Raw genomic sequence first — 24,272 nt, 5'->3', positions numbered from 1 at the left:
TCTTGTAATACCTCTTCTATATCCACAATAAATAAATCATCAATAAAACACCAGCCAATATTCGATAAACACCAAAGATTTTAAATCCATGTTTCTCTACAAAACCAACCATCCATTTAATCGTAATTAAAGCGATTAAAAGACTTACTAAAAATCCAATAGTTAAAGAAATCAAATTTTCTGCATTTAAAATAGAAGGTAATTCATTTTTATAATCTAGTAATTTCTTTGCACAGGCCCCTAATATGGTTGGTATACCTAATAAAAATGAATATTCAACAGCCATTTTATGATTTAATCCCACTAATCGACCACCGATTATAGTTGCTCCCGATCTTGAAACTCCAGGAATCATGGCTAAACATTGATATAAACCAACCTTTAAGGAGCGTGTAACACTCAATTCATCTAATAAATTATCTCGTTTGGATACATCTTCATTGGTAACCAAAAGTCTATCAATAAAATACAAAAGAATTCCACCTAAGAACCATGAAAATGCGATAAACCAATATCCTTGGAAAAAGCTTTCCAAAAGATCATCTAGCAAAACACCAAAAATAACAGCGGGAATAAAACTGATAATGATAAACTTATAAATTTTTAGGTCACTTGTAAGTCGCTTAAAATACAGCAAAGGGACAGCTGAAATGGCACCCAATTGAATAAATATGGTAAAAAAATTCAAAAAACTACTTGATTGTAAGTCTAATAATTTCTCAGAAACAATTAAATGAGCTGTGGAAGAAATAGGTAAAAATTCTGTTAAGCCTTCTATAATTCCTAGCAATACACTTTCCCAATTATTAATCATTCTTTTTCCAAGTAAATAATGATAGAATTGGTAATAAAACGCCTATTAAAACTAAGATTGGTCCTAATGTTATTCCTAAAAAACCAAATCCAAATTCAGATTTATCTAAGGTCATGACAAAAAAACCTATGATCATTGTGATGATTCCTACAACTAAATATATTATTCTATTATTATTTAAAGGAAAATTTTGCATTTTAATGAAGATTAGATTGTTGAATACTTAAATATTTGTTCAATGAAATAATAGTTGATAAAAAACAAAACAACAAACAAGTTAAACTTGTTACTCCAACAATTATCAGCTGATTATCTATGTTGTAAAAATCAAACTGAAGGGAAGGGAAATTATTCTTAAGAAGAAAAAACAATAAATTAGATAAACCATACCCTATAATACTGCCTAGCAATCCCAATTGCAAGGATTTTAAAATATAAGGCTTTTGTATAAATGAATTCGTTGAACCCAACAATTGCATGGTTTTAATCAACACTCTGTTGGCATGGATAGCTAATTTGATATAATTCGAAATTTGGAAATAAATGAATAAAATCAATAAGAAACTTACAATAACAATAATGTAAGTAATGGATTTAATTTTGTCAATTAATAAATTCAAATAAGAAGTGGGGTAGGTGACTTCATAGACTCCATTTAATGTAGAAAGATCCTTAGAAATACGTAAAAATGAATCACTATTTTTATATTCTTCTGTGATATCCAAAATGAACATATTTTTAAATGGATTTTCATCTCCTAATAAATCTTGATAATTTTCATGGGAAGAAGTTAAAAAATCTTCAGCAATCTTATTTTTAGAAACAAATTCAACTCCAGGGTTTTCTTTATTACTATAATCAACGTACTTTTTACTTTTCAATAACATTTTAGTCTGCAATAATTCATTCGTCCCAAGGCTATCCTCCATGTAGACATACATTTTCATTTGAGACTTTACATCAAATGAAAAATCTTTTAATCCAACGACAATTTGGCTAAATAAACAGATAATAAAACCTAATATTGATATTGAAAATATTAGAAGAAATGACAGAGATGCGGGTCTTGTTTTAGAATATTTCATTCAATTATTTTAATTTATTTATTGAATCTCTTAATTGAGCTGCTAATTCATAATTTTCATCAATTAGAGCTTTTTGCATAGAATTTTCAAGTTCTTCCAAAGAAGGTTGCTTTTCAATTTGTTCACGAATATCGAAATCTAACTCTTCATCCTCTTCTAAATTGTCAATGGCATTATCCACTGGAATACAAATAATTTGCAGAAGATTTTCAGGAATATAAATTGCGGCATTAGCGTGTAAAGCCAAACAAATCGCATCTGATGGTCTAGCATCTAATATAAAAGAATTGTCTTTAGATTTGAAAAACATATTCGAGAAAAAGATACCTTCTTTAAAATCAACTATCACAACTTTTTCAAGTTGGCAGTCTGACTTGTTCATCAAATCAAAGAACAAATGATGCGTTAGTGGACGACTAATATTAATATCATCTTGAATAATAGAAATAGCTTGAGCTTCATTACTCCCAATTACAATTGGGAAAATCCGATTGGCGTCATTCATATCTTGTAAAAGAAGTATAAATGAACTAGATCCAAATGAACTAGGTGTTAAAGAAAGAATGCTAAGCTTAACTAATTTTTCCAAGGCAAAAAGATAATATACAAAGGTATCAAAAAATGCCCTAAAAAGATATTAATTAAGTTTTTTTAACAACCTCGGTAAGATATCAAAAACATCTCCTACGATTCCATAATCTGCATTTTTGAAAAAAGGAGCCTCTGGATCATTATTAATAACTACAATTTTACCCGAATTATTCACTCCTGCTAAATGTTGAATAGCTCCTGAAATTCCACAAGCGATATATAATTTGGGACTAATTTTTATTCCAGTTTGTCCTACGTGTTCATGATGCGGTCTCCAATTCAGGTCTGAAACAGGTTTAGAGCAAGCAGTCGCTGCATTTAATTTATTTGCTAAATTTTCAATCATTGCCCAATTTGATGGATCTTTCAACCCTCTTCCTGCGCCAACCACGATTTGAGCATCTGGTAAAGGAATGGCGTTTGATATTCTATTTATGTTTACGATTTGATACGAACAATTATTCGTTAAAGAAATCCTACTAGCCTCCATATCTTTGAAAACAATCTCAGAAGAAGCCGACAAAGATTTTGAAAAGATAGCAATCCAGCTAGATGATTCACATGAAATGGATGCTTTTGCCTTTCCAGAAAAAATTTCTTTCAAAAATTGTCCATTTTCGATTTTAACAACATTATTAATTAAAGGAATTGAAAATTTTGTTGAAATCAAAGCTGCCACATTTTCCAATTTAACAGATTTTGCAAATAGGTATTTTGAATCTGTTGAGTGTGTCAAATTTTCTAATAATTGACCTAATTCGGAAGATTCACCTAACAAATTTTGTTCAGAATAAGAGACAATGGTATAATTCTGTAAATCAGAAATTTCCACTTGCTGGATATGTTGAGTGGAAGAACTGACAAAATGATATACATGACAAATGTGATCTACGAATTGTTCTCTTACTTTATGAAAATAATTAATTGCTTTAGCTGATGCATCAGTCAAATGACTATTTTTTGTTTCAATAAAAAGATGAATTGTTTTCATTGGAGTATTAGATTAGAGATTCAGATTTTAGTAAATCAATTAAACTTTCTGCATTTTCTGCCGCTATCATAATTTGTTTTCTTTGATTTTCAACTATTTCACATTTTGATAAAACTAATGTGGAAGCTGAATTCATTTCCATAACGACAATTTCTTTAGTTCTTGCCATCATAATACCGCGCATTGATGGAATTTTCCATTCTGCAATAGGTTCTTGGCATCCTAAGACAACAGGTAAACGAGATTGAACTTCTGCTTTTCCATCTTCCGTTTCAACTACGATAGAAACTTGATTATTATCTATTAAATCTAATTTCATAATAGGTGAAAAATGATTAAGGCCTAATCTGTATGCAACCAAAGAATGCACCATAGCACTATTATAATCAATTGACTCTTTTCCCATTAGTATTAAATCAAATGGATTCTGCTCCACATAATTAGCAATTTCATTTGCAATTTGATGAGAATCAGTAGGTTTACCATTAATTCGAATTGCCTTATCTGCTCCAAGTGCTAAACACTTTCTAATGAGGGGTTCAGACTCTACAGGACCTACATGAAAGACAACAACTTCGGCTTGATTTAATTCTTTAATTTCTAATGCCCTAGAAAGTGCATAATCATCGTAAGGCCCAACAATAAATGTTAATCCTTCTTCATTAATTTTTAAGCTTGAATTATCTAGTGTAATTTTGGATGTTGTATCAGGTACAACGGAAATACAAACTAATATTTTCATACATTTATAAATTGTTATGCAAGCATACTAATTTGTTTTTAAAATAAAAAATGAACAGAATAGAAATTCTCCAAAATGAAATAAAATTGTATCCTAAAGATCCATTCAATTATTATTTGATTGCTTTAGAGTACATAAAAATGAATCAAATTGTTGATGGAAAAGTAAATTTCGAATTACTACTTAATCAATTTGAAGATTATTTAGCAAGTTATTATACCTATGCCAATTTTCTAATCGAAATAGGAGAAGAAACAAAAGCTGAAGAAATTATTCAAAAAGGAATCATCATCGCAATTAAACAAAAAAACAGTAAAGCTGAAAAAGAGTTAAAGCAGTTATTGGAGTTGAATTTTTAAACTAGGCCATTAAAACTTCCTCTAGATCTTTTTCAATTTTTAAATTTTCGATAATAAACTTTTGACGTTCTGGAGTATTTTTCCCCATGTAGTAATTCAATAATTGAGGTATAGTAAAATCTTTTTCTAGAATCACAGGCTCTAATTTGATATTCTCACCAATAAAATTCCCAAATTCCTCTGGAGAAATTTCTCCCAAACCTTTGAAACGAGTAATCTCTGGTTTTGGACTTAATTTTTCAATCGCATTTCGGCGTTCTTCATCTGTGTAGCAATAAATTGTTTCTTTTTTATTACGAACTCGAAATAGGGGAGTTTCAAGAATGTACAAATGCCCATTTCTTACAAGATCTGGAAAAAATTGAAGAAAAAAGGTAAGAATTAGTAAACGGATATGCATTCCATCAACATCGGCATCGGTTGCAATGACAATTTTATTGAAACGTAAATTATCTAAACTATCTTCAATATCAAGCGCATGCTGAAGAAGATTAAATTCTTCATTTTCGTAAACGATTTTCTTAGTTAAACCATAACAATTCAGTGGTTTACCTCTTAAACTAAATACCGCTTGTAATTGAACATCTCTAGATTTTGTGATACTTCCACTTGCTGAATCTCCCTCCGTAATAAACAATGTAGTATCATGGCGATCATCCGATTTTTCATCGGAAAGGTGAATACGACAATCTCTTAATTTTTTATTGTGAAGATTCGCTTTTTTGGCACGCTCATTGGCTAATTTTTTAATTCCTGCGATGTCCTTTCGTTCACGTTCAGATTGTAAAATTCGTTTTAGAAGAGCATCAGCAGAACTAGGATTTTGATGTAAAAAATTATCTAATTCATTTTTCACAAAATCTCCAATAAAAGAACGTATAGATGTAGAATTCGAATCTGGAGAAATATTCGTGGATCCTAATTTAGTTTTTGTTTGTGATTCGAATACGGGTTCTTGAACACGAATGGCTATAGCACCCACAATACTTGCCCGGATATCAGAAGGATCAAAATCCTTTTTAAAAAATTCACGTACTGTTCTAACTATGGCTTCACGAAAAGCAGCTAGGTGTGTACCTCCCTGAGTCGTATTTTGTCCGTTGACAAATGAATAATATTCTTCGCCATATTGATTATTGTGAGTAATGGCTAATTCAATATCATTTCCTTTCAAATGAATGATTGGATAACGATTTTCCTCAATATTGGTTTTTTTGGAAAGTAAATCCAATAATCCATTTTGGGAAAAATATTTTTGTCCATTAAAATTAATGGTTAGACCTGCATTCAAATAAGCATAATTCCAAAATAGCGAATCTAAATACTGAGGAATGAAATGATAATTTTTGAAAATTGAATTATCTGGTTCAAAATTCACAAAAGTCCCGCTCTTAGCAGTAGATAATTCAAATCCTTCAGATTCAGCTATTAATTCACCTTTGGAAAATTCAGCCCATTTGGTTTGTCCATCACGATAAGATTGTACCTTAAAATAACTAGAAAGAGCATTGGTAGCTTTTGTACCTACGCCATTTAAACCTACAGACTTTTGAAAAGCACCAGAATCATATTTACCACCTGTGTTAATTTTCGAAACACAATCAATGACTTTACCTAAAGGTATCCCTCTACCGAAGTCACGTATTTCTACCCGATGGTCTGAAATTTTTACTTCAATATTTTTTCCATTTCCCATCATGTGCTCATCAATTGAGTTATCCATGATTTCTTTCACTAAGACATATATACCATCATCGACTGAAGAACCGTCTCCAAGTTTACCTATATACATACCAGGCCTTAATCGAATATGTTCTTTCCAATCTAAGGACTTGATACTATCGTCGTTGTAAATGGGTTGAGTATTAGTTATATCTTCCACAGGAATTTATATAAATTTGAATTTTGTTATTTTAGCTTAAAGTTACAATTAAATGATGTTTTTTCCTTTAATTTGCATTCTAATTTTTAAAATACATATATATGTTGAAAAAGTTTTTACTAGGTATATGCACGTTTATAATTTTGTCGACAAATTTATATTCTCAAAATTTAAATTTACCTATACAAGCACAGATATTAAATGGTCAGTTCAATTCACAACGACCATCTATTAATAATAACCAACCTTCTGGAACTGCAAACGTCAACAAACGAACAATCAATAACCCTAGTACAGTTAGTCGAAAGAATAATGATAGCATCGTTTTAGAACGTAAAAACAATGTTCAAGTTATTAAAGATTCTACTTTAAATATTTTGCGTTCGAAAATTTTTGGAAGCTCCATATTTAATTCGAAAACTGTCAATTTTGAACCTAATTTAAGAATTGCATCCCCTCAATCTTACATCATTGGACCTGAAGACGAATTAATAGTTGATATTAATGGATATTCAGAGGAACATTATACACTTACTGTCAACGCAGATGGTTACATAAAAATTCCTAGAGTGGGAAATGTATTTGTATCGGGCTTAAGTATTGAAGAAGCCAAAAGAAGGTTGATTTACAAATTATCTACCATATTTTATGGTTTAAAGAAATCTACCAATGGATCAAATAATACAAATGGAGTTTATGCCAGTATTTCATTAGGAAACATTAAAACGATAAGTGTATCTATTCAAGGAGAAGCAATTAATCCTGGGACATATTCATTATCTAGCCTTTCCTCAGTTATGAATGCCTTATATTTAGCAGGTGGACCAAATGAAAAGGGAACTTATCGTCAGATTCAACTTATTCGCAATAAAAAAGTAATTGCCAACATTGATTTATATGATTATCTATTGAATGGTATTTTGAAAAACGACATCAATTTACATGATCAAGATATAATAAAAATAGGTTTATACAAAAATAGAGTAGAAGTAAAAGGTAAGGTTAAAAGAAATTTTTTATTTGAAATATTACCCAATGAAACATTGGAAAAAGTGATAGTAGAATTTGCCGGTGGGTATACTGATGATGCCTTTAAAGACCAAATTAAGATTACCCGTTTTACAAATAAAGAAAGAAAAATATTGGATATAAATTCAAGTTTAGCCAATTCATTTTTACCTCAATCAGGAGATGTCATTCAGATTGAATCTATCAATTTGGATCGTTTTGAAAACAAAATAAATATTACTGGTGAGGTTTTTCGCCCTGGAATATATTCATTAGAGACTACTCCAACTTTACTAAAATTAATTGAAAGGGCAGGAGGCCTAAAGGAAAATGCCTTTTCTGAAAGAATTTTAATTCAGCGTTTAAATGCCGATTTAAGTCTTTCTAATTTGTCAGTTAATTATAAAGATTTAATCAAAAATCCTTCTAACGATATTGTCTTAAAGAGGGAAGATTTAATTACTGTATATTCAACTCTAGATTTAAAAGAATATTATACCGTAACAATTCATGGTGAAATTAATAATAAAATATACAATTCGCCTTCCAAAATTGTTACTTCTACAGAAGGAACAACATTAGAAGACAAAGAGAAAATTAATTCGGAAGAAAATATAAACAAATCAGATGAAAGTGAAATTTCTGAAGAGAATAAGTCTTTAGACGCATCGAACAAACTTATTAATAGGCAAGTCAAATTAACAATTCCTTTCATTGAAAAAATGACTGTCGAAGATTTAATATTGAAAGCAGGAGGATTGAGAGAATCAGCAGCAACTGGATTTGTTGAAATTGTTCGTCGAAAAAAAATCATTGATTCCAACAATTTAGAAAGTTTAGATTCTAAAATTGCAGAAATAATACGTTTACCAATTAGTAGTAATTTGCAGCTAGATAATTCTGCTTCTAAATTTGAATTATTGCCTTTTGATGATGTTTTTATCCGATCATCACCTAATTATCAAATTCAGCAATTCATCACAATAAAAGGGCAGGTAACCTTTCCGGGAGTATATGGTATTGAGAAAAAAGATGAACGTTTGAGCGAATTAATCAAAAGAGCAGGAGGAACTAATTTACAAGCCTACTTGAAAGGCGCAAAATTACTTCGTAAATTTTCAATTACAGAAAAGGAAAAAAGTAGAAAATTAGAGCAAATTGAAGAACTTCAAGATAATTTTGAAGGGTCAAGAGTAAAGCCAGCCAATTTGGTCTCTGAATCTCAAGAGGTTATTGGAATCAATTTGGAAAAAGCGTTAGCGAATCCAAATGGAGAGGATGATTTGATTATTTTGGATGGAGATGTGCTTGAAATTCCGATTGAACCTCAAACAATCAAAATATCAGGAGAAGTTTTATATCCAACAAATGTCAAATTTAATCACAATTTCAGTTTCAATGATTATATTACACAGGCAGGAGGAACTACTTCTAACTCTGTGAAAAAGAGGTCTTACGTAATATATTCAAATGGTTCAATTGATAGAACTAGACATTTTTTATTTTTCCGTTCCTATCCAAAAATTGAAAAAGGCGCCGAGATAATTATTCCAAATAAAGTTAAAACCGCTAGTAATTTTCAGCAAGTAGCCTCTATAGTAGCCATTTTTACTGGAACAATTACTAGTATAATTGGGGTGGTAACATTAATCAAAGCTTCAGCCAAATAAAATATGAGAGAATTAAATTCAGACCAATTTTCTTTTAAAAATCTTATTGTTAAAGGTTTACTTATTATTCCTTATGTAAAAAGAAATTATAAGAGGATAATCATTGGTGGTTTTATTGGATTTATTGTTGGAATATCTGTTGAATTTTATCGAAGTAATGATAAAAAATTTAAATCTGAAGTTGTTTTTCTATTAGACAACGATAAAGTTAGTTCAGGCGGCTTATCTGATTTAGCGAGCACATTGGGCTTGGGTGATTTAAATGGATCAAATTCAAATTTATTTAGTGGCGAAAATTTTAAAGAATTATTTAAAACTAGAAATTTACTTAGAAAGGCGATACTAACCAAAGTTAAATTAGGAAATAGAGAAGATCTATATGGCAATTTATTTTTAGAAAAATGTGACTTGTTTTCACATGAATGGAAGTATTATCCGGATCATATTCAGAATTTCAAATTTAAAAATGCAGATTTAAAAACTATTTCACAGGAAGATAAAGCCATACTTGATTTGATAGGTTTGTATTTAAAAAATAATAGCGAGCTTAAAAATGAAAATCCAAAATCAACATTTCAAACGTTAACAATTGAAACTAGAAATGATACTTTATCATATCTATGGGCAAAATTATATTTAAACACTTTGGCTGATTTTTATATTTCAAATAAAAATAAAAAATCAAACGAGTTACTTGAAATATTAGATAAACGAAAAGATTCATTAAAAACAGCTCTATATTATACTCAAGGGAAATTAGCTAATTATACTGATCAAAATCAACAAATAATTTTTCAAAGAGCGCGCATTATAGCTGATCGTTTACAAATGAATTCAACTCAATTGCAAACGATGTATTTAGAGGCAGTAAGAAATTATGACAATCTAAAATTTTCTTTAGTGAAAGAAACTCCTTTGTTCAATTTAATATCTGAACCAGAATTACCTGGTGATGGCTTTAAATACAAATGGGGGCCGGTTACTTTGATTGCAACATTGATAGGTATCGCTCTCAGTATTTTTATACAATACACGATCTCGGTTTATAAGGAATTAATGGCATAATCAGAATGATAGAAATAATAAATAAAATTAAAGAAGTTTATTCTGAAAAAGATTTATTGTTCATTTTGGCCAAGAGAGATATTTCAGTAAGATATAAACAAACCATATTAGGCTTAGTTTGGGCAGTTGTAAAACCAGTAGCTACCATGTTGGTATTTTTATTTGCTTTCAAACAAGTTGCTAAAGTAAATTCGTTTTCCGGATTCCCAATTCAATTAATCATTTTTTCTGGGGTTTTATTTTGGAATTTTTTTGCCAATAGTTTTCAGGCGATTTGCAATTCGATTTTAATCAATAGTAATTTAGTTTCAAAAGTATATTTTCCACGTTTGATTATTTGTATTTCATCCATCGCTGTCCCATTATTAGATTTTTTTGTGGGTTTAGTAGTTTATTTTATTTTAAGTATTTCTTTACAAGAACCTATTTCACATTTTGTATTTTTACTTCCTCTTGTCATATTTATAACCATATTTTTCACTCTAGGTATTGGATTAATATTTGTTTCATTTTCTGTTAAATATAGAGATGTACAACAAATTACTCCCTTAATTGTACAATATGGATTTTTTATCACACCCATTGTTTACACTACTCAAGAATTTATTCATAAAAAGTGGTTTTCAGTTTATACTATAATAAATCCTCTTTCCTCATTCGTTGAGTTTTTCAGATATACGTTAATTGATCAATATCACATTTTCAATTTAAACAACCTGTTAATTTCATTGATAACAAGTAGTATTATTTTTGTTGTAGGTTTAGTCATTTTTACGAAAAGAGAGGACTCTTTCGTCGATTTTTTATAATCAGATTATATGAGTATTGTAGAAGTAAATTCCATTTCCAAAAAGTATAAACTATCGACACAAAAAGGTCCTGTTAGTTTGAGAGAGGGATTTACAAATATTTTCAAGAGTGCATCAAAAGAAGAGTTTTGGGCAGTAAACAATGTTTCTTTTAATTTAGAAAAAGGAGATAAACTTGGTATTATTGGCAATAATGGTGCAGGAAAATCAACATTATTAAAAATTTTAAGTAGAATCACTCCACCCACCAAAGGAAATATTCATGTAGAAGGTAAAGTTGCCAGTTTATTAGAAGTAGGAACAGGCTTTCATCCTGAATTAACGGGGAGGGAAAATATTTTTTTGAATGGTGCGATTTTGGGAATGTCTAAAAAAGAAATTAGCTCCCAATTTGATGAAATTGTAGAATTTGCAGGTGGACAAATTACCAAGTTTTTAGATACTCCTGTAAAGCGTTATTCATCAGGAATGTACGTTCGTTTAGGTTTTGCCATATCTGCCCACCTCAACCCAGATATTCTGATCGTAGACGAAGTTTTAGCTGTAGGGGATGCCGATTTTCAGAAAAAATCATTGGGAAAAATGCGAGAAGTCGCATCAAAAGAAAAAACCATCTTATTTGTTAGCCATAACCTTACAGCAGTAGCTAATTTATGCAATAAGACCTTGCATTTAGAAAAGGGAAGTGTAAAAGAATTTGGAGAAACAGGTCAAGTGTTAACTAATTATTTGTCAGGGTTACAAAACAACGTTTTACGTAAAGAATTTAACATTGATAATGCCTTAGGGAACGAATTGGTTAGATTGAAATTAGCAGAATTAAAACCTAATTTATTGAAAGATCAGGGGTTTTGGGATATTCGAAATTCATTTTCGATTGATATTGAATTTTGGAATTTATTAGATAATCAAAACCTAAACATTAGTTTGCATTTATATGCAAGCACCGGAGAATGTATATTTAATGTTGGATCAGAACAAAAAATATTCCATAAAGGAATAATTAAATCGAATATCACTATTCCTGGGGACTTTTTAAATGATGGTAACTATTTTATCTCATTTATGATTGTAAAAGATAAATCTATTATTTTATATAATTTTGAAGAAGTTTTCAATTTTGAAATTGCCGATTTTAGAGAAGATACTACTTGGTACGGTAAATGGCCGGGTTATGTGAGACCTAAATTTGATTTTTCTATTTTTCAACAAACTGAAGTAATTTAATGCTGCATGTAACCAAATCTTTTCTTCCTGAATTAAAAACCTACACTAAATATCTTGAAAGAATTTGGAAAACATCTCATTTAACCAATGATGGCCCATTATTATTAGAATTAGAGGCTAAGTTAGCTGAGTTTTTGCAAGTAAAACATTTCTTTTTTGTCACGAATGGAACAATCGCTTTGCAGCTTGCTATAAAAGCTTTAGACTTAAAGGGTGAAATTATCACAACTCCATTTTCTTATTGTGCAACGAGTAATTCCATCATTTGGGAAAATTGCAAGCCAATATTTGCCGATATTTCTCCTGATTCATTAACGGTTGAAAGTGACAATATAAAAGCTAAAATCTCTTCAGATACTTGCGCCATTCTTACTACACATGTATATGGAAATGCAGGGGATTTAGAAAGGCAAGAGCAATTAGCAAAAGATTATCATCTCCCACTCATTTATGATGGTGCACATGCTTTTGGAGTTAAATATAAAGGGAAATCAATTTTTAATTATGGGGATGTAAGTACTTGCAGCTTTCATGCTACAAAAATATTTCATACTGTAGAAGGTGGAGCAGTAATGACAAATAATGATTCTTTAGCTTTAAAAATTAAGGAATTAAGAAGTTTTGGGCATAAAGGAGATGACTATTTTTCAGCAGGGATCAATGGGAAAAACTCTGAATTTCATGCAGCAATGGGTTTAGCTAATTTTGAACATTTTGATCAAATTAAATCTCATCGTAAATGGGCATCAGCATTTTATGATAAAAATTTAAATGATTCAATCAAAAAGGTTGAATTTAATCTCAATATTGAAAGAAATTATTCCTATTATCCGATTCTTTTATCAAACGAAAAGCAGTTATTGGATATAGTTGGCGAGTTAAATAAGAATGACATTTATCCAAGGAGATATTTTTATCCCTCTCTAAATACTTTAAGCTTCATTGATTATCAACCATGTCCGATTTCTGAAGATATTGCATCAAGGATTTTATGTTTGCCATTATCAGCGGAAATCAATGAAACGGAACTATTAAGTGTTTGTAACATCATCAATCAACAATTGTAAAAATGTTATTCATTCTATTTGTTTCTTATCTTCTTTTAAATATTAAAATAGCTTCTAAAATTTCTAATAAAAATTTTGAGGAAATAATAATTATTGGCTTCATTTCCTATTCAAGTAGTATTATCGTTACAGGTTATATCTTGTCATTAATTCATAAATGGGATTCCACACTGCTTTGGAGCATTTTACCATTTTTTGTTAGTTTTCTTTTTTATTCCTTTTTTAGTTTATCATTTTTCGAGAAAGAAATCAATCATAGATCGGCTTTCAAAATAACCGGGGAAACAATTCAGGAATTACATCAAGTTTTTAAAGATTCATCAGGGCTTCAAAAATTCACTTTTTTTTGTATTTTCTGGACGATAGTAGTTATTAGTTTATTTCAATTTTTAGTCATATTTAATTGCCCTCCCAATGAATGGGATAGTATGACAGGGCATTTAAATCGTATTTTATATTTTTTACAAGAAGGAAGTTCATTAAAACATTTTATTGGAACTAATTGGAACATCGATACATATCCAAGAAGCTTTTGTTCTATTCAAGTCTATCCATTTTTGATGAATGTTAAAAATGAACTATGGTTTAGATTTCCTAATTACAGCGCCTATTGGATACTAAGTTTCACCTTGTATGGTATTTTAAAAAGATTATCTATAGAATTTAAACTAAGATTGTTTATTAGTACACTGCCATTGCTAATTCCAATTATTATTACACAAAGCCTAACAACTGATACAGATATTGTACTAGGGGCCTATTTAAGTTGCTTGGTTTATTTCATTATTTCTTTTCAAAAAAGCAAAAAAATCATTTATTTATACTTTGCTGGATTCGCATTTGGAATTGCTTTATCTCATAAAATCACTTTTGCATTTTCCTTTATTCCTCTTTTTCTGATTTATATCAATGCAATTAATTTAAATCCATTAAACAAATTGTTTTATCAGTTAAAACACTTAATTTTTTCTCATATTTTAGGTTTACTATTGTTTGTCTTATTGACAGGATATATATCCAATATGATCAATTATGGCCACCCAATCGGCCCTAAAACAGCAACACAACATCAATCCATAGAAAGGGCTGGAAATTTCGAAAACTTATTAAAAAATGGCTCACGTAATTTCATCCGGTATTCGGCAGATTTAGTCAATCCTGATGGATTAAGAAATATACCATTGGTAGAAAAAATTAATTCACGTTTAAAATTTATTCCAAGAAAAATAGATGCTAAATTAAATTTGGGTTTAGAGAGGAAAACAGAATTCACCATTATCCCTTTCACATTTGACCGGAGATTTGAGTTCTACAATGGAACACCTATTTATGGAATTATCTTTATATTTATCTTAATCCCCAGTATCCTTTTATTGCTTATCAAGAGAGAAAAAAACTATCCAATTTTTCTAGCATGTTTTATCATACATCTTTTGTTTTTATCATTTACGGCAGCTTATGACCCTTGGAAAGGTCGGTATATGATTAGTTCAAGTGTGTATTTATTGCCTATATCTGTCTATTTTGGTCGATTTTATTTACTTAGAAACCATTGGCCAATTACAAAATTTATATTAGGATTATTGACAATTTTAATATGTTTATCGAGTATCTCTACTTTACTTTTTAATATACGAGCATTACCTTTTGCATTTTATGGTAAAAAGTCGTTTTTAAATTTAGATCGAATAGAAAATCTTACGATTAGCAGACCAGACATTACGAAGGCGTATCAAAATTTTGATAAACTAGTTCCAGAAGATGCCGTAGTTGCACTTGCTACAATCAATGATGATTACGAATATCCGCTTTGGGGAAAAAATTTAAGTAGAAAATTAATCCCGATTAATCCTTTTGAACAAGGTTTACAAGCTATTCCTAAGGAGGCTAATTATTTGTTTTTTGCTAAATCGGTAATACAACCTGAAAAAGGAGATATTAGATTAGGAACTGATCAAATTTTAAAAGAAGGTGTAATTGTTCCAGGTGAAGATTATTATTTAAGAAAATTAAAATAATTAGGTCTTTTGCTTCTTTTTCTTTGCAGAAGGAAACAATATATTATTCAAGATTAATCTGTAACCGGCACTATTTCTATGTAAATTTAAATCAGTGTGTTCTTCATTGACAAAATGCTGGTAGTCTTCTGGATCGTGTCCTCCTAAAAAAGTAAAAAAACCTTTTCCTCTAGAACCAAAAATATATTTTACTTCATTTAATGCCTCATTTTCTGCCAAAATTGTAATATCAGATTTAATTAATTTAGGATTGAATGAAGTAGTTTGTCCTAAAAAACCATGTATTAATTTTTCATGGTTTTGCGTAAGCATGGTTGGAATTAAATCGGTTGCTGCTGAAAATTCATTTAATTCAAAATAATCCAATTCCTCTTTTATATTTCTAGGAGCGTAATTTGGAGAGGCATCAATATCTGAAAATTCATTCACACGATAATTAGGAATTATTTTGAAATCTTTAAAAGCTAAAGTTGGCTCAAAATTGATTTTTTTGTCAAAATTAGGATCAATGGGATCACCATCGTAAAAAGAATCTGAAGCATCAACACCATTCAAAGCCAAGGCGATATCAAATGTATCTGTCGCAGTACACATGGCAAATAAATATCCTCCACCAAAAACATAATTCTTAATTGATGTTGCAATTTTCAATTTCATTTCAGATACTTTACGAAAGCCAAATTGGTGAGCTAAATCAAGATCTTCTTTTAATTGCTTTTGATACCAAATTTGATCCCTTTGAGAATACATTTTTCCCATTTGTCCAGTAAAGTCTTCATGATGTAAGTGTATCCAATCAAATTCAGGTAATTTGCCCTCTAAAATCTCCTTATCATAGATAATATCAAAAGGAATTTCGGCATAAGTTAATGCTAAAGATACGGCATCATCCCAGGGACTTGCAGATTTAGGGGAATATAATGCAATTCTAGGGACCTTGTTCAAAATACCGACCGATGTATTTTGTGAATTAGAATTAAGCAATTGAAGTAATTGAGAGGCATTATTTTCAGAAATAAGTTGGTATGAAATTGATTTCGCAATTAACTCCATTTTAAATGCAGGATCAAAATCCATTAAAAATGATCCCCCTTTGTAATTAAGTAACCACTGGACTTCTTGGTTTTTATTTTTCAACACATTAAAAACGAATCCATAGGCCTTTAAATGATTGGATTGGTTTTCATCCATTTCAATCAATATTTTATTGGCTTTCAGAGACCCGAAAGAAAAAATAAAAATGATTAATGGAAAAAATAGGGGTTTCATTGGTTTTTTATGCTGTAAATAAACTAATAAATTGCAAGCTAAAATTTAATTGTACAGCATCCAACATGAATCTTAAGGAAAATGTATTTGAAGGGCTAAGATCTATAAAAGGAAACTTGCTAAGAACCATTTTAACAGCACTCATTATTTCTTTAGGAATAACTGCATTGGTTGGAATATTAACAGCCATTGATGGGATACAGAGCTCTGTAGATAATTCATTTTCTGGTTTAGGAGCTAATTCGTTTGATATTCGAAATAGACCAGCCATGCAAATAAGAAGGGAAGGGCAAAAGGAAAAACGGTTTAAAAATATTGATTATCGACAAGCCATTCTATATAAAAAACTATTTACTTCAAAAGGAAAGGTTTCGTTAAAAACGAATGTGAGTAATAATGTTATTGCCAAATTTTCATCCAAAAAAACAAATCCAAATGTTCGATTATTAGGTATTGATGATAATTTCATGGAATTAAAAGGGTATAAAGTAGGGGTAGGGAGAAATATCAATAACAATGAATTCACAATGGCAAACAATGTTTGCATTTTGGGAGTAGACGTTGTCGATCAAATTTTTGAAAAAGAAAACCCCGTTGATAAAGAAATTTTAATTAATGGCATTAAATTAAAAGTGATAGGTCTTTTGGATAAAAAAGGAAACATGATGGGAGGAGGAGATGACAGAGTAGTGATGGTACCTTTAGAAACTGGTAGAAAAATGGCCGTTGGAAGAAATTTGACATATGATATCACCACATCATCATCCAGAATATTAAATATTGATGATTTCATGGAAGAGGCGAGAGGTATCATGCGAAAGGTTAGAAAAGATCCAATCGGAGCTGAAGATTCATTTTCATTGGATCGATCAGATTCGATGGCAAAAAGTTTTGAGGGAATTACTTCAAGTTTGCGTATTGGTGGCTTTGTCATTGGATTTATCACATTATTAGGTGCAGCTATTGCTCTAATGAATATCATGATGGTTTCTGTCACAGAAAGAACAAGGGAAATAGGGATCAGAAAGTCTTTAGGAGCTACGCCTTATCGAATTTTACAACAATTCTTAATTGAAGCCATTGTTATTTGTTTAATAGGTGGAATTGGTGGTATAATTTTAGCTATTCCAATTGGAAATTTAATTGCCCAAGGAATAAGTTCAGGAAATGCCAGCTTTATTATACCTTGGTTATGGATGACAACAGGAATCATTGTATGTATATTAGTAGGCTTATTTTCAGGCATTTACCCAGCATTTAAAGCCTCAAAAATGGATCCTGTAGAAGCTTTGCGCTACGAATAATTAAAAAATAATCTTTTCATATTTGCGATTTTGAAGGATAAAAGCTACTTTTGTATCGCAATTTTGAATTGCCCAGATGGCGGAATTGGTAGACGCGCTGGTCTCAAACACCCGTGGGTGCAAGCCCGTGCCGGTTCGACTCCGGCTCTGGGTACAAGCCTCTCTAGAAATAGAGAGGCTTTACCTTTTTAGGACATCAAAGATTCTTTCCATCTCGAATAAGCGTCCAAATATTCTTCTTTTAGATTTTTATTCGGGATCAAGGACTTCGTAACTTGAATATTATTGACAGCTTCTTTCGGAGATGCATAAAGATTTATTCCGATTCCTGCACCAATTGCTGCACCGAAGGAACCATCACCCTCACAAAAATCCAATTCTACACCTGATGCGTTTACTATAGCCGAAGAAAATATATCACTCAAATACATATTGGCAAATCCCGCTTTTAATCGATTAGGAACAATTCCAACATTTTTCAGCAACTCAATACCATAAACCATAGAAAATGCGATTCCTTCTTGGGCTGAACGTATGATTTCTGAATTACGATGTTGATTAAAATCTAAATTTTTAAAGCTTGCGCCTATATTTTTATTTTGAAATATTCGTTCAGCACCATTTCCAAAAGGCATACAAACTAAACCTTTAGACCCTATGACAGATTCTGCGGCTAATTGATTCATCTCATTGTAATTTAAATTAGAGAAAAAATTATCCTTTAACCACCTATTTAAAATTCCTGTACCATTGATACACATTAAAACACCAATTCTTTGTAAATCATCTGTATAATTAACATGAGCAAAAGAATTGACTCTATTTTCTTTATCAAATTTCAACTCCTCACTTACCCCATAAACAACACCAGAAGTACCCGCTGTTGTCGCGATTTCTCCAGGCTCTATAACTCCTAAGGATAGTGCATTATTAGGCTGATCTCCAGCTTTATAACTTACTTTAACTTGCTCATTTAAACCTAAATCACTGGCAATTGAAGCCAATATTTGTCCATGTTCACTAAAAACGGGTTTAACTTCAGGAAAAAACGAATCAGAAAATCCGAAAAAAGCATTCACTTCCTTTGAAATAGATTTCGTTTGAAAATCCCAAAAAATGCCCTCAGATAAAGCGGATGGGGTAGTAGTGTAATTACCGCAAAGTTTGAAAGCTATAAAATCACCTGGCAATAAAACGTGTTTAATATGTTTGAAAATTTCAGGTTGATGTTTTTTCACCCAAGCCAATTTAGAGGCAGTAAAATTCCCTGGACTATTCAATAAATGATCATTACAAAATGCTTCTCCAATTCCCTTATATGCCTCATTTCCTAATTCACTAGCCCTCGAATCACACCAAATGATCGAAGGACGCAAAACTTGATCATTATGATCTACGACAACAAGTCCATGCATCTGGTAACTAATTCCAATGGCTGCTATATCTTTAGGATTGTATTTATTACTTGAATTTGCAAGCAAAATAGCTTGTTTAACACAATACCACCAATGCTCTGGTTCTTGTTCCGCAAAACCCAATTCTGGAGAAGAAATGATATTTTCTATTTCAGGAAATGAAACAGATTGAAGAACTTTTTGGTTTGCTGAGTCAACAATACTAACTTTAATGGATGATGTACCTACATCGATACCGCATAAAAGCATAATAAATAAGTTTAAATGTTAGAAATTTTCATCGAGAATCATCCAATCTCCAATCAGTTTGCATTATCTCAAATCAAATTTAAGGTAAAATCAGGAGAGATTTTTGCTTTAATCGGTAAAAGTGGTTCTGGAAAAAGCAGCATTGCAAAAATTTTGGTCGGAAACGAAACCGTTTTGAAAAGTTCAATAAAAATTAATTCAATTGAATTGAACGATGGATATGATAGATTAATAAAACAATTTCCAGAAATTGGCTATGTTCCTCAAAATTTGCATTTGAAACCCAATCATACCGTAGAGGATTTCTTGAATATGTTATTTCAAAAGTTAAATGCGTTTGATTTAATTAAAAAGAAGAAACATTTGCTAAAAAAATACCACCTTGAAAAGCTTATCAAAAGTAAAATTGTCAATTTATCAGGTGGAGAAAGGCAAAAATTAGCGTTGATTCAAGCCTTTAGTCAACCCATTCAAGCCTTGGTTTTAGATGAACCTTTTAGTCAATTAGATACTGAACAAAAAATGGAATTAATTGAACTTGTTCAATTAGAAGTTAAAGAAACTAATATCCCATGTTTGTTAATCAGTCATGACATATCTGATATTCTTAAGCTAAGTCAGCAAATCGGTATTATGGAAAATGGGAAAATCGTATTTCAGGGTAATTGGCCAAAATTCAAAATTTCTAAAAATAGACAAGCAATAAAACTAAGAAATGCTTTGATTGCTTGGAAAGAACAAACAGATCAGCTTATTGAAAATTTGAAATTTTCTTAAGTTGAAGTGCATTTTGGTTCGTTTTTTCTAAGATTGTGTCCAAAGAAACTTCATATAAATCTGCCAATTTTTGTGCGATTAAAGGAATATATTCAGGAGTATTTGGCTTGCCACGGTGAGGAACTGGTGTTAAATAGGGGGCATCTGTTTCTAACAATATAAAATCCAAAGAGATATTTTTAATATCATTAAATAGATTTGAGTTTTTGTAGGTAATAACACCACCAATACCTAAATAAAAACCCAGATTTGTCAAATGTTTTGCCTCACTTTCATCGCCAGAAAAACAGTGAATCACTCCACGTAAATTTTCAAATTCCTTCTTTTTCAAAATTCGAATTAAATCAGCATAAGCTTTTCTGCAATGAATATCCACCCATAAATGATGTTCTAATGCCCAATGACATTGCTTTTCAAAGGCAATGATTTGCTGTTCTTGAAAAGTAGTATCCCAATAATAATCCAAGCCTATTTCCCCAATAGCTAAAACTTGAGTATTTTTTAATACATTTTCTACAAAATCAAGTTCATTTTGAAAATCTTCTTTCACATAGGTTGGGTGTAAACCAATCATTGGCTTACAAACCTGAGGATATTTTTGAGTCAAATCGAATAAGGCTGGCCATGTATTCGAATCACAATTGGGTAACCAAACCTCTGAAACACCTTTTGATTGGATATTTTTCAAATGTGAATCAATTTCAACTAAAAATATTTCATCGTAAAGATGTGCGTGGGTATCAATCATAAAGCGGAGGGAATCAAATTATTAATTTGGCAAAAAGAAAGAAATTCGGGTAATAAAATTTGTAAATTTTGGGATGCTTTTAAACTATCATGGAAAACAATAATATCACCAGGCTGAATATTTGATAAACATTTTTTCAACACATTGGATGTATCCAAGTTTGCATTGTAATCGCCAGTAAGTATCGACCACATAAAAATTTCCTTTTTATTTTGCTGTGATCGAATAATTTTTTGATTGATTCTACCATAAGGTGGTCTAAATCCAACTGATTTGACCTCAAATTGCTCAAAAATATTATCACATAACTGAATATTTTTCAAATAATCTTCAAAGGAATATTTCCATGCATTGGCATGATTCATTGTATGATTTCCAATTGAATGCCCCTTTGAAACAATTAATTGAAAAAGTTCAGGATTTTCAACGACATTTTTTCCGATACAAAAAAAAGTAGCCTTTGCTTCATATTTATCTAACTGATCTAAAACAAAATTGGTAATTTCAGGGGTCGGGCCATCATCGAAAGTGAAATACACACGACGATCCTCTGTACCAATGGTTTGCATGGTCCAATTTAATCGAGGAAATAGTTGTGTAATAAAACGGGGTATTCGATGAATAAACATTTTTATAAAATATGATGCAAAATACTAGTTCCCAAGGAGAAAAAATAATTTTAGGTGTCGATCCTGGAACAAGTATTTTAGGATATGGTATTATTAAAGTAAACAAAGACCAAGTTCAAATTCTACAATATGGGGTATTGAATTTGAGTAAGTACACAACTCAAGGTGCTAAATTTTTAAAAATCCATGAGCGAATTTTAGGCATTTTAGAAGAATTTCTACCCGATGAAATTGCTATCGAGAGTCCTTTTTTTGGCAAAAACGTTCAATCCATGTTAAAGCTTGGACGTGTACAAGGAATGGTCATGTCATTAGCTTTTTCTAAAAATATACCCATTACCGAATATGAACCCAAAAAGGTAAAACAAAGTGTTACTGGGAATGGAAATGCATCGAAAGAACAATTAGCTAAAATGGTGGAAGTCATTGTGAAACAAAAGCTTGATGCCAAATTATTGGATGCTACTGATGCTGTTGGCATTGCCATTTGTCACCACTTTCATGCCAATAACCTTACTTCATCACTTAAAGGTACCAAAAAAGGTTGGGGGGCTTTTGTTAATGAAAACCCTGACCGAATCAAATAATTTCGTCTAATTGTTGATGTAATTCTTCCAAACTATTTGTTGGTGCCAAACAATGAGAACCAATACAAATCATGAAATTTGAACTTTGAGGTATTGATTTACTTGGAATAAATACCATTTCTTTGTAATTAATCGACCAATTTTCTAATTGCAAATCATTTAGGTTTGAATGCAATGGATTGAATTTCAAAATTACTTTGGGAAATTCAAACCATTCAGAATACAACCTAAGCCAATTAGCAAAATAACTTGGATTGTTAACAGTTTTATCTAAAACAGTTTCAAGCATTTTTTTACCCTGAATCGTATAATCTACATTATTTTTTATAATTCCCATCCATAAAAGCCATTCGCAAAGAACGGAATTGGAAGAAGGAATAACAGAATCTGTGAATTCAATTTTATCAGCAATTAATTTTTCAGATTGTCCAGAACGATAATAAAACAAATCAAAATCGGAATCTGAGGATTGAAAATTTTGCAAAACAAATTCTAATAATTGAGATGATTTTTCAATCAGTTCCTCATTGCCTTTTTTTAGGAAAAATTTCACTAATGCCAATCCAAAAGTTGCATAATCATCTAAAAAACCTTGGATGGGTTGATCGGCATAATCGACTTGGTGTAATAAATAATTCGGACTTGTTTCAAAATTCTCAAGCATAGATTGAATTAATTTCTCACATTTTTCTGAAATTAGTTCATCATTCATGGCAATTGATGCATCAATTAAACCTAATAAGGTTAAAGCATTCCAAGATAAAATTTGCTTTTGATCTCTTGCGGGTTTAATTCTATTTTCTTTAGCTTGATTTAAAATTTTAAATTCCTCGTTGAAATAATAATTAAGAATCGATTTATTTTTAAATAAAATGTTTTGACCATCTTCCCAATTTCCCTGTTGTGAAATAGAATAGGTTTGATAAAATTCAACATGCTTATTGTAAGGCAACAATTTTGTTAATTCATCATAAGTCCACGTATAATAAAGTCCTTCAACACCTTCACTATCAGCATCTAAAGAAGCAAAGAACAATCCATTTTCACCTAAGAGCTCATTATCAAGAAAAGCAATAATTTGAATAATAATCTCTTTGTAAATCAGCGAATTAGTCCTTTCAAAAGCTTTGCTATAGACCGATAATAATTGTCCGTTGTCGTACAACATTTTTTCAAAATGTGGGCAAAACCATTCTGAATCAACAGAGTAGCGTGAAAATCCTCCAGAAAGATGATCAAAAATTCCCCCTTGAGCCATTTTATTCAATTGTAGATTCGCCAATTGATAAACTTCTAATTCCATACCAATCGCAATAGGAATTGATTCGAAAAAATTCATCAAAGAAGGCAATGGAAACTTGGGAGCTTTGTTTATACCACCAAAAACAGGATCTAAACTTGACAGCACCTTTTTCAGAACAGAATTTATCAATTCAGGTTGTTGATCAATAGAAACTGTAGAAAATAATTCCTTTTGATCATTTACACTCGCTGCAAATCCATCTGCTGATGCTTGTAATTCATTTCTGTGATTATGAAATGCATTGTGAATTGAATTTAGCACTTCCATCCATTTGTGCTTGGGAAAATAGGTACCACCATAAAATGGCTTTTGATCAGGCATCAAGAAAACATTCAAAGGCCATCCGCCACCTAAACCCATTTGTTGAATGGCATCCATGTATATCATATCAATATCGGGTCTCTCTTCACGGTCCACTTTAATATTGACAAAATATTGATTCATTAAGTCAGCCACTTCTTGATTCTCAAACGATTCTTTTTCCATCACATGGCACCAATGACAAGCAGCATATCCAATACTCACTAAAATTGGTTTATTTTCCAATTGTGCTCTTTCCAGTGCTTCTGGTCCCCAAGGCTCCCAAAATACAGGGTTATTCTTGTGTTGTAGTAAATAGGGACTAACTTGATTTTCTAGCTTATTCATGGGATTGAAATAGAA

General features: G+C 30.9%; 22 protein-coding genes and 1 tRNA gene. 11 read left to right on the top strand and 12 right to left on the bottom strand.

What is annotated here, in order from left to right; all coding sequences use genetic code 11:
* Nucleotides 1–16 precede the first annotated feature (16 nt).
* From V7S79_RS02185 to V7S79_RS02160, 6 genes are read right to left on the bottom strand one after another with little or no spacing between them, the layout of a single operon-like run.
* Nucleotides 17–814 (bottom strand): undecaprenyl-diphosphate phosphatase, encoded by a 798-nt coding sequence (locus V7S79_RS02185; protein WP_459488915.1) that lies wholly within the window; start codon nt 812–814, stop codon nt 17–19.
* Complete coding sequence (locus V7S79_RS02180) at nt 807–1,010, bottom strand: DUF3098 domain-containing protein (RefSeq protein ID WP_459488914.1); 204 nt, start codon at nt 1,008–1,010, stop codon at nt 807–809. The genes V7S79_RS02185 and V7S79_RS02180 overlap by 8 nt, the downstream gene beginning before the upstream one ends.
* A gap of 1 nt (nt 1,011) precedes the next feature.
* Nucleotides 1,012–1,899, bottom strand: a complete 888-nt coding sequence (locus V7S79_RS02175; RefSeq protein WP_459488913.1) for a cell division protein FtsX — start codon at nt 1,897–1,899, stop codon at nt 1,012–1,014.
* A 4-nt stretch (nt 1,900–1,903) separates the two neighbouring features.
* Nucleotides 1,904–2,488, bottom strand: coding sequence for a bifunctional nuclease family protein (locus V7S79_RS02170; RefSeq protein WP_459488912.1), 585 nt, complete (start codon nt 2,486–2,488; stop codon nt 1,904–1,906).
* A 48-nt stretch (nt 2,489–2,536) separates the two neighbouring features.
* A complete protein-coding gene (locus V7S79_RS02165) occupies nt 2,537–3,481 on the bottom strand; it encodes an electron transfer flavoprotein subunit alpha/FixB family protein (RefSeq protein ID WP_459488911.1) in 945 nt (314 codons plus the stop codon).
* 7 nt (nt 3,482–3,488) lie between these two features.
* Nucleotides 3,489–4,223, bottom strand: a complete 735-nt coding sequence (locus V7S79_RS02160; RefSeq protein ID WP_459488910.1) for an electron transfer flavoprotein subunit beta/FixA family protein — start codon at nt 4,221–4,223, stop codon at nt 3,489–3,491.
* 50 nt (nt 4,224–4,273) lie between these two features.
* Here V7S79_RS02160 and V7S79_RS02155 point away from each other — a divergent pair, with 50 nt between their 5' ends.
* Entirely contained in the window at nt 4,274–4,582 is a 309-nt protein-coding gene (locus V7S79_RS02155) for a tetratricopeptide repeat protein (protein ID WP_459488909.1), read from the top strand.
* A gap of 1 nt (nt 4,583) precedes the next feature.
* Here V7S79_RS02155 and V7S79_RS02150 read toward each other — a convergent pair whose 3' ends face one another.
* Nucleotides 4,584–6,464, bottom strand: a complete 1,881-nt coding sequence (locus V7S79_RS02150; protein WP_459488908.1) for a DNA topoisomerase IV subunit B — start codon at nt 6,462–6,464, stop codon at nt 4,584–4,586.
* A 143-nt stretch (nt 6,465–6,607) separates the two neighbouring features.
* On the opposite strand from V7S79_RS02150, the gene V7S79_RS02145 reads away from it, so the two are divergent.
* Genes V7S79_RS02145 through V7S79_RS02120 form a run of 6 tightly spaced genes read left to right on the top strand, consistent with a single transcriptional unit; the run spans nt 6,608 to nt 15,328 of the window.
* Nucleotides 6,608–9,142 (top strand): SLBB domain-containing protein, encoded by a 2,535-nt coding sequence (locus V7S79_RS02145; protein ID WP_459488907.1) that lies wholly within the window; start codon nt 6,608–6,610, stop codon nt 9,140–9,142.
* A gap of 3 nt (nt 9,143–9,145) precedes the next feature.
* On the top strand, nt 9,146–10,207 hold the full coding sequence (locus V7S79_RS02140; RefSeq protein ID WP_459488906.1) for a hypothetical protein: 1,062 nt from the start codon (nt 9,146–9,148) through the stop codon (nt 10,205–10,207).
* Between the two features lie 5 nt (nt 10,208–10,212).
* Entirely contained in the window at nt 10,213–11,016 is an 804-nt protein-coding gene (locus tag V7S79_RS02135; RefSeq protein WP_459488905.1) for an ABC transporter permease, read from the top strand.
* A gap of 9 nt (nt 11,017–11,025) precedes the next feature.
* Complete coding sequence (locus tag V7S79_RS02130; protein WP_459488904.1) at nt 11,026–12,243, top strand: ABC transporter ATP-binding protein; 1,218 nt, start codon at nt 11,026–11,028, stop codon at nt 12,241–12,243.
* Nucleotides 12,243–13,310, top strand: a complete 1,068-nt coding sequence (locus tag V7S79_RS02125) for a DegT/DnrJ/EryC1/StrS family aminotransferase (RefSeq protein WP_459488903.1) — start codon at nt 12,243–12,245, stop codon at nt 13,308–13,310. The genes V7S79_RS02130 and V7S79_RS02125 overlap by 1 nt, the downstream gene beginning before the upstream one ends.
* Before the next feature lie 2 nt (nt 13,311–13,312).
* Nucleotides 13,313–15,328, top strand: a complete 2,016-nt coding sequence (locus V7S79_RS02120) for a hypothetical protein (protein WP_459488902.1) — start codon at nt 13,313–13,315, stop codon at nt 15,326–15,328.
* Here the strand turns inward: V7S79_RS02120 and V7S79_RS02115 are convergent, their stop codons facing one another.
* Nucleotides 15,329–16,597, bottom strand: a complete 1,269-nt coding sequence (locus V7S79_RS02115) for an asparagine synthetase B (protein WP_459488901.1) — start codon at nt 16,595–16,597, stop codon at nt 15,329–15,331.
* A 65-nt stretch (nt 16,598–16,662) separates the two neighbouring features.
* Between V7S79_RS02115 and V7S79_RS02110 the strand changes: the two genes are divergently transcribed.
* Both V7S79_RS02110 and V7S79_RS02105 read left to right on the top strand, forming a co-directional pair.
* Nucleotides 16,663–17,901 (top strand): ABC transporter permease, encoded by a 1,239-nt coding sequence (locus V7S79_RS02110; protein WP_459488900.1) that lies wholly within the window; start codon nt 16,663–16,665, stop codon nt 17,899–17,901.
* Between the two features lie 70 nt (nt 17,902–17,971).
* Nucleotides 17,972–18,055, top strand: a tRNA-Leu gene (locus V7S79_RS02105).
* Nucleotides 18,056–18,089: 34 nt separating this feature from the next.
* On the opposite strand, the gene V7S79_RS02100 is transcribed toward V7S79_RS02105, so the two are convergent.
* On the bottom strand, nt 18,090–19,565 hold the full coding sequence (locus V7S79_RS02100) for a xylulokinase (protein WP_459488899.1): 1,476 nt from the start codon (nt 19,563–19,565) through the stop codon (nt 18,090–18,092).
* Between the two features lie 15 nt (nt 19,566–19,580).
* Here V7S79_RS02100 and V7S79_RS02095 point away from each other — a divergent pair, with 15 nt between their 5' ends.
* The gene (locus V7S79_RS02095; RefSeq protein ID WP_459488898.1) at nt 19,581–20,342 is read left to right on the top strand and encodes an ATP-binding cassette domain-containing protein; all 762 of its coding nucleotides are present in this window, start codon (nt 19,581–19,583) and stop codon (nt 20,340–20,342) included.
* Here the strand turns inward: V7S79_RS02095 and V7S79_RS02090 are convergent.
* The gene (locus tag V7S79_RS02090) at nt 20,317–21,090 is read right to left on the bottom strand and encodes a TatD family hydrolase (RefSeq protein ID WP_459488897.1); all 774 of its coding nucleotides are present in this window, start codon (nt 21,088–21,090) and stop codon (nt 20,317–20,319) included. The genes V7S79_RS02095 and V7S79_RS02090 overlap by 26 nt on opposite strands.
* On the bottom strand, nt 21,087–21,719 hold the full coding sequence (locus tag V7S79_RS02085; RefSeq protein ID WP_459488896.1) for a polysaccharide deacetylase family protein: 633 nt from the start codon (nt 21,717–21,719) through the stop codon (nt 21,087–21,089). Before V7S79_RS02085 ends, V7S79_RS02090 begins: the two co-directional genes overlap by 4 nt.
* An 11-nt stretch (nt 21,720–21,730) precedes the next feature.
* Between V7S79_RS02085 and ruvC the strand changes: the two genes are divergently transcribed.
* Nucleotides 21,731–22,306 (top strand): crossover junction endodeoxyribonuclease RuvC, encoded by a 576-nt coding sequence (gene ruvC, locus V7S79_RS02080; RefSeq protein ID WP_459488895.1) that lies wholly within the window; start codon nt 21,731–21,733, stop codon nt 22,304–22,306.
* Here the strand turns inward: ruvC and V7S79_RS02075 are convergent.
* Nucleotides 22,299–24,257 (bottom strand): thioredoxin domain-containing protein, encoded by a 1,959-nt coding sequence (locus tag V7S79_RS02075; RefSeq protein ID WP_459488894.1) that lies wholly within the window; start codon nt 24,255–24,257, stop codon nt 22,299–22,301. The two genes, ruvC and V7S79_RS02075, sit on opposite strands and share 8 nt — an antisense overlap.
* Nucleotides 24,258–24,272: the final 15 nt, after the last annotated feature.

The sequence above is a fragment of the Aquirufa sp. ROCK-SH2 genome, assembly GCF_054558315.1.
Note: the sequence above shows the minus strand (reverse complement) of the source record. Positions and strands in the feature narration are given on the sequence as shown.

What these genes read in the sequence shown, in the direction of transcription:
- V7S79_RS02185 (WP_459488915.1), bottom strand. Translation starts at nt 814, where the DNA reads ATGATTAATAATTGGGAAAGTGTATTGCTAGGAATTATAGAAGGCTTA.
- V7S79_RS02180 (WP_459488914.1), bottom strand. Translation starts at nt 1,010, where the DNA reads ATGCAAAATTTTCCTTTAAATAATAATAGAATAATATATTTAGTTGTA.
- V7S79_RS02175 (WP_459488913.1), bottom strand. Translation starts at nt 1,899, where the DNA reads ATGAAATATTCTAAAACAAGACCCGCATCTCTGTCATTTCTTCTAATA.
- V7S79_RS02165 (WP_459488911.1), bottom strand. Translation starts at nt 3,481, where the DNA reads ATGAAAACAATTCATCTTTTTATTGAAACAAAAAATAGTCATTTGACT.
- V7S79_RS02160 (WP_459488910.1), bottom strand. Translation starts at nt 4,223, where the DNA reads ATGAAAATATTAGTTTGTATTTCCGTTGTACCTGATACAACATCCAAA.
- V7S79_RS02155 (WP_459488909.1), top strand. Translation starts at nt 4,274, where the DNA reads ATGAACAGAATAGAAATTCTCCAAAATGAAATAAAATTGTATCCTAAA.
- V7S79_RS02140 (WP_459488906.1), top strand. Translation starts at nt 9,146, where the DNA reads ATGAGAGAATTAAATTCAGACCAATTTTCTTTTAAAAATCTTATTGTT.
- V7S79_RS02135 (WP_459488905.1), top strand. Translation starts at nt 10,213, where the DNA reads ATGATAGAAATAATAAATAAAATTAAAGAAGTTTATTCTGAAAAAGAT.
- V7S79_RS02130 (WP_459488904.1), top strand. Translation starts at nt 11,026, where the DNA reads ATGAGTATTGTAGAAGTAAATTCCATTTCCAAAAAGTATAAACTATCG.
- V7S79_RS02125 (WP_459488903.1), top strand. Translation starts at nt 12,243, where the DNA reads ATGCTGCATGTAACCAAATCTTTTCTTCCTGAATTAAAAACCTACACT.
- V7S79_RS02120 (WP_459488902.1), top strand. Translation starts at nt 13,313, where the DNA reads ATGTTATTCATTCTATTTGTTTCTTATCTTCTTTTAAATATTAAAATA.
- V7S79_RS02115 (WP_459488901.1), bottom strand. Translation starts at nt 16,597, where the DNA reads ATGAAACCCCTATTTTTTCCATTAATCATTTTTATTTTTTCTTTCGGG.
- V7S79_RS02110 (WP_459488900.1), top strand. Translation starts at nt 16,663, where the DNA reads ATGAATCTTAAGGAAAATGTATTTGAAGGGCTAAGATCTATAAAAGGA.
- V7S79_RS02100 (WP_459488899.1), bottom strand. Translation starts at nt 19,565, where the DNA reads ATGCTTTTATGCGGTATCGATGTAGGTACATCATCCATTAAAGTTAGT.
- V7S79_RS02095 (WP_459488898.1), top strand. Translation starts at nt 19,581, where the DNA reads ATGTTAGAAATTTTCATCGAGAATCATCCAATCTCCAATCAGTTTGCA.
- V7S79_RS02090 (WP_459488897.1), bottom strand. Translation starts at nt 21,090, where the DNA reads ATGATTGATACCCACGCACATCTTTACGATGAAATATTTTTAGTTGAA.
- V7S79_RS02085 (WP_459488896.1), bottom strand. Translation starts at nt 21,719, where the DNA reads ATGTTTATTCATCGAATACCCCGTTTTATTACACAACTATTTCCTCGA.
- ruvC (WP_459488895.1), top strand. Translation starts at nt 21,731, where the DNA reads ATGATGCAAAATACTAGTTCCCAAGGAGAAAAAATAATTTTAGGTGTC.
- V7S79_RS02075 (WP_459488894.1), bottom strand. Translation starts at nt 24,257, where the DNA reads ATGAATAAGCTAGAAAATCAAGTTAGTCCCTATTTACTACAACACAAG.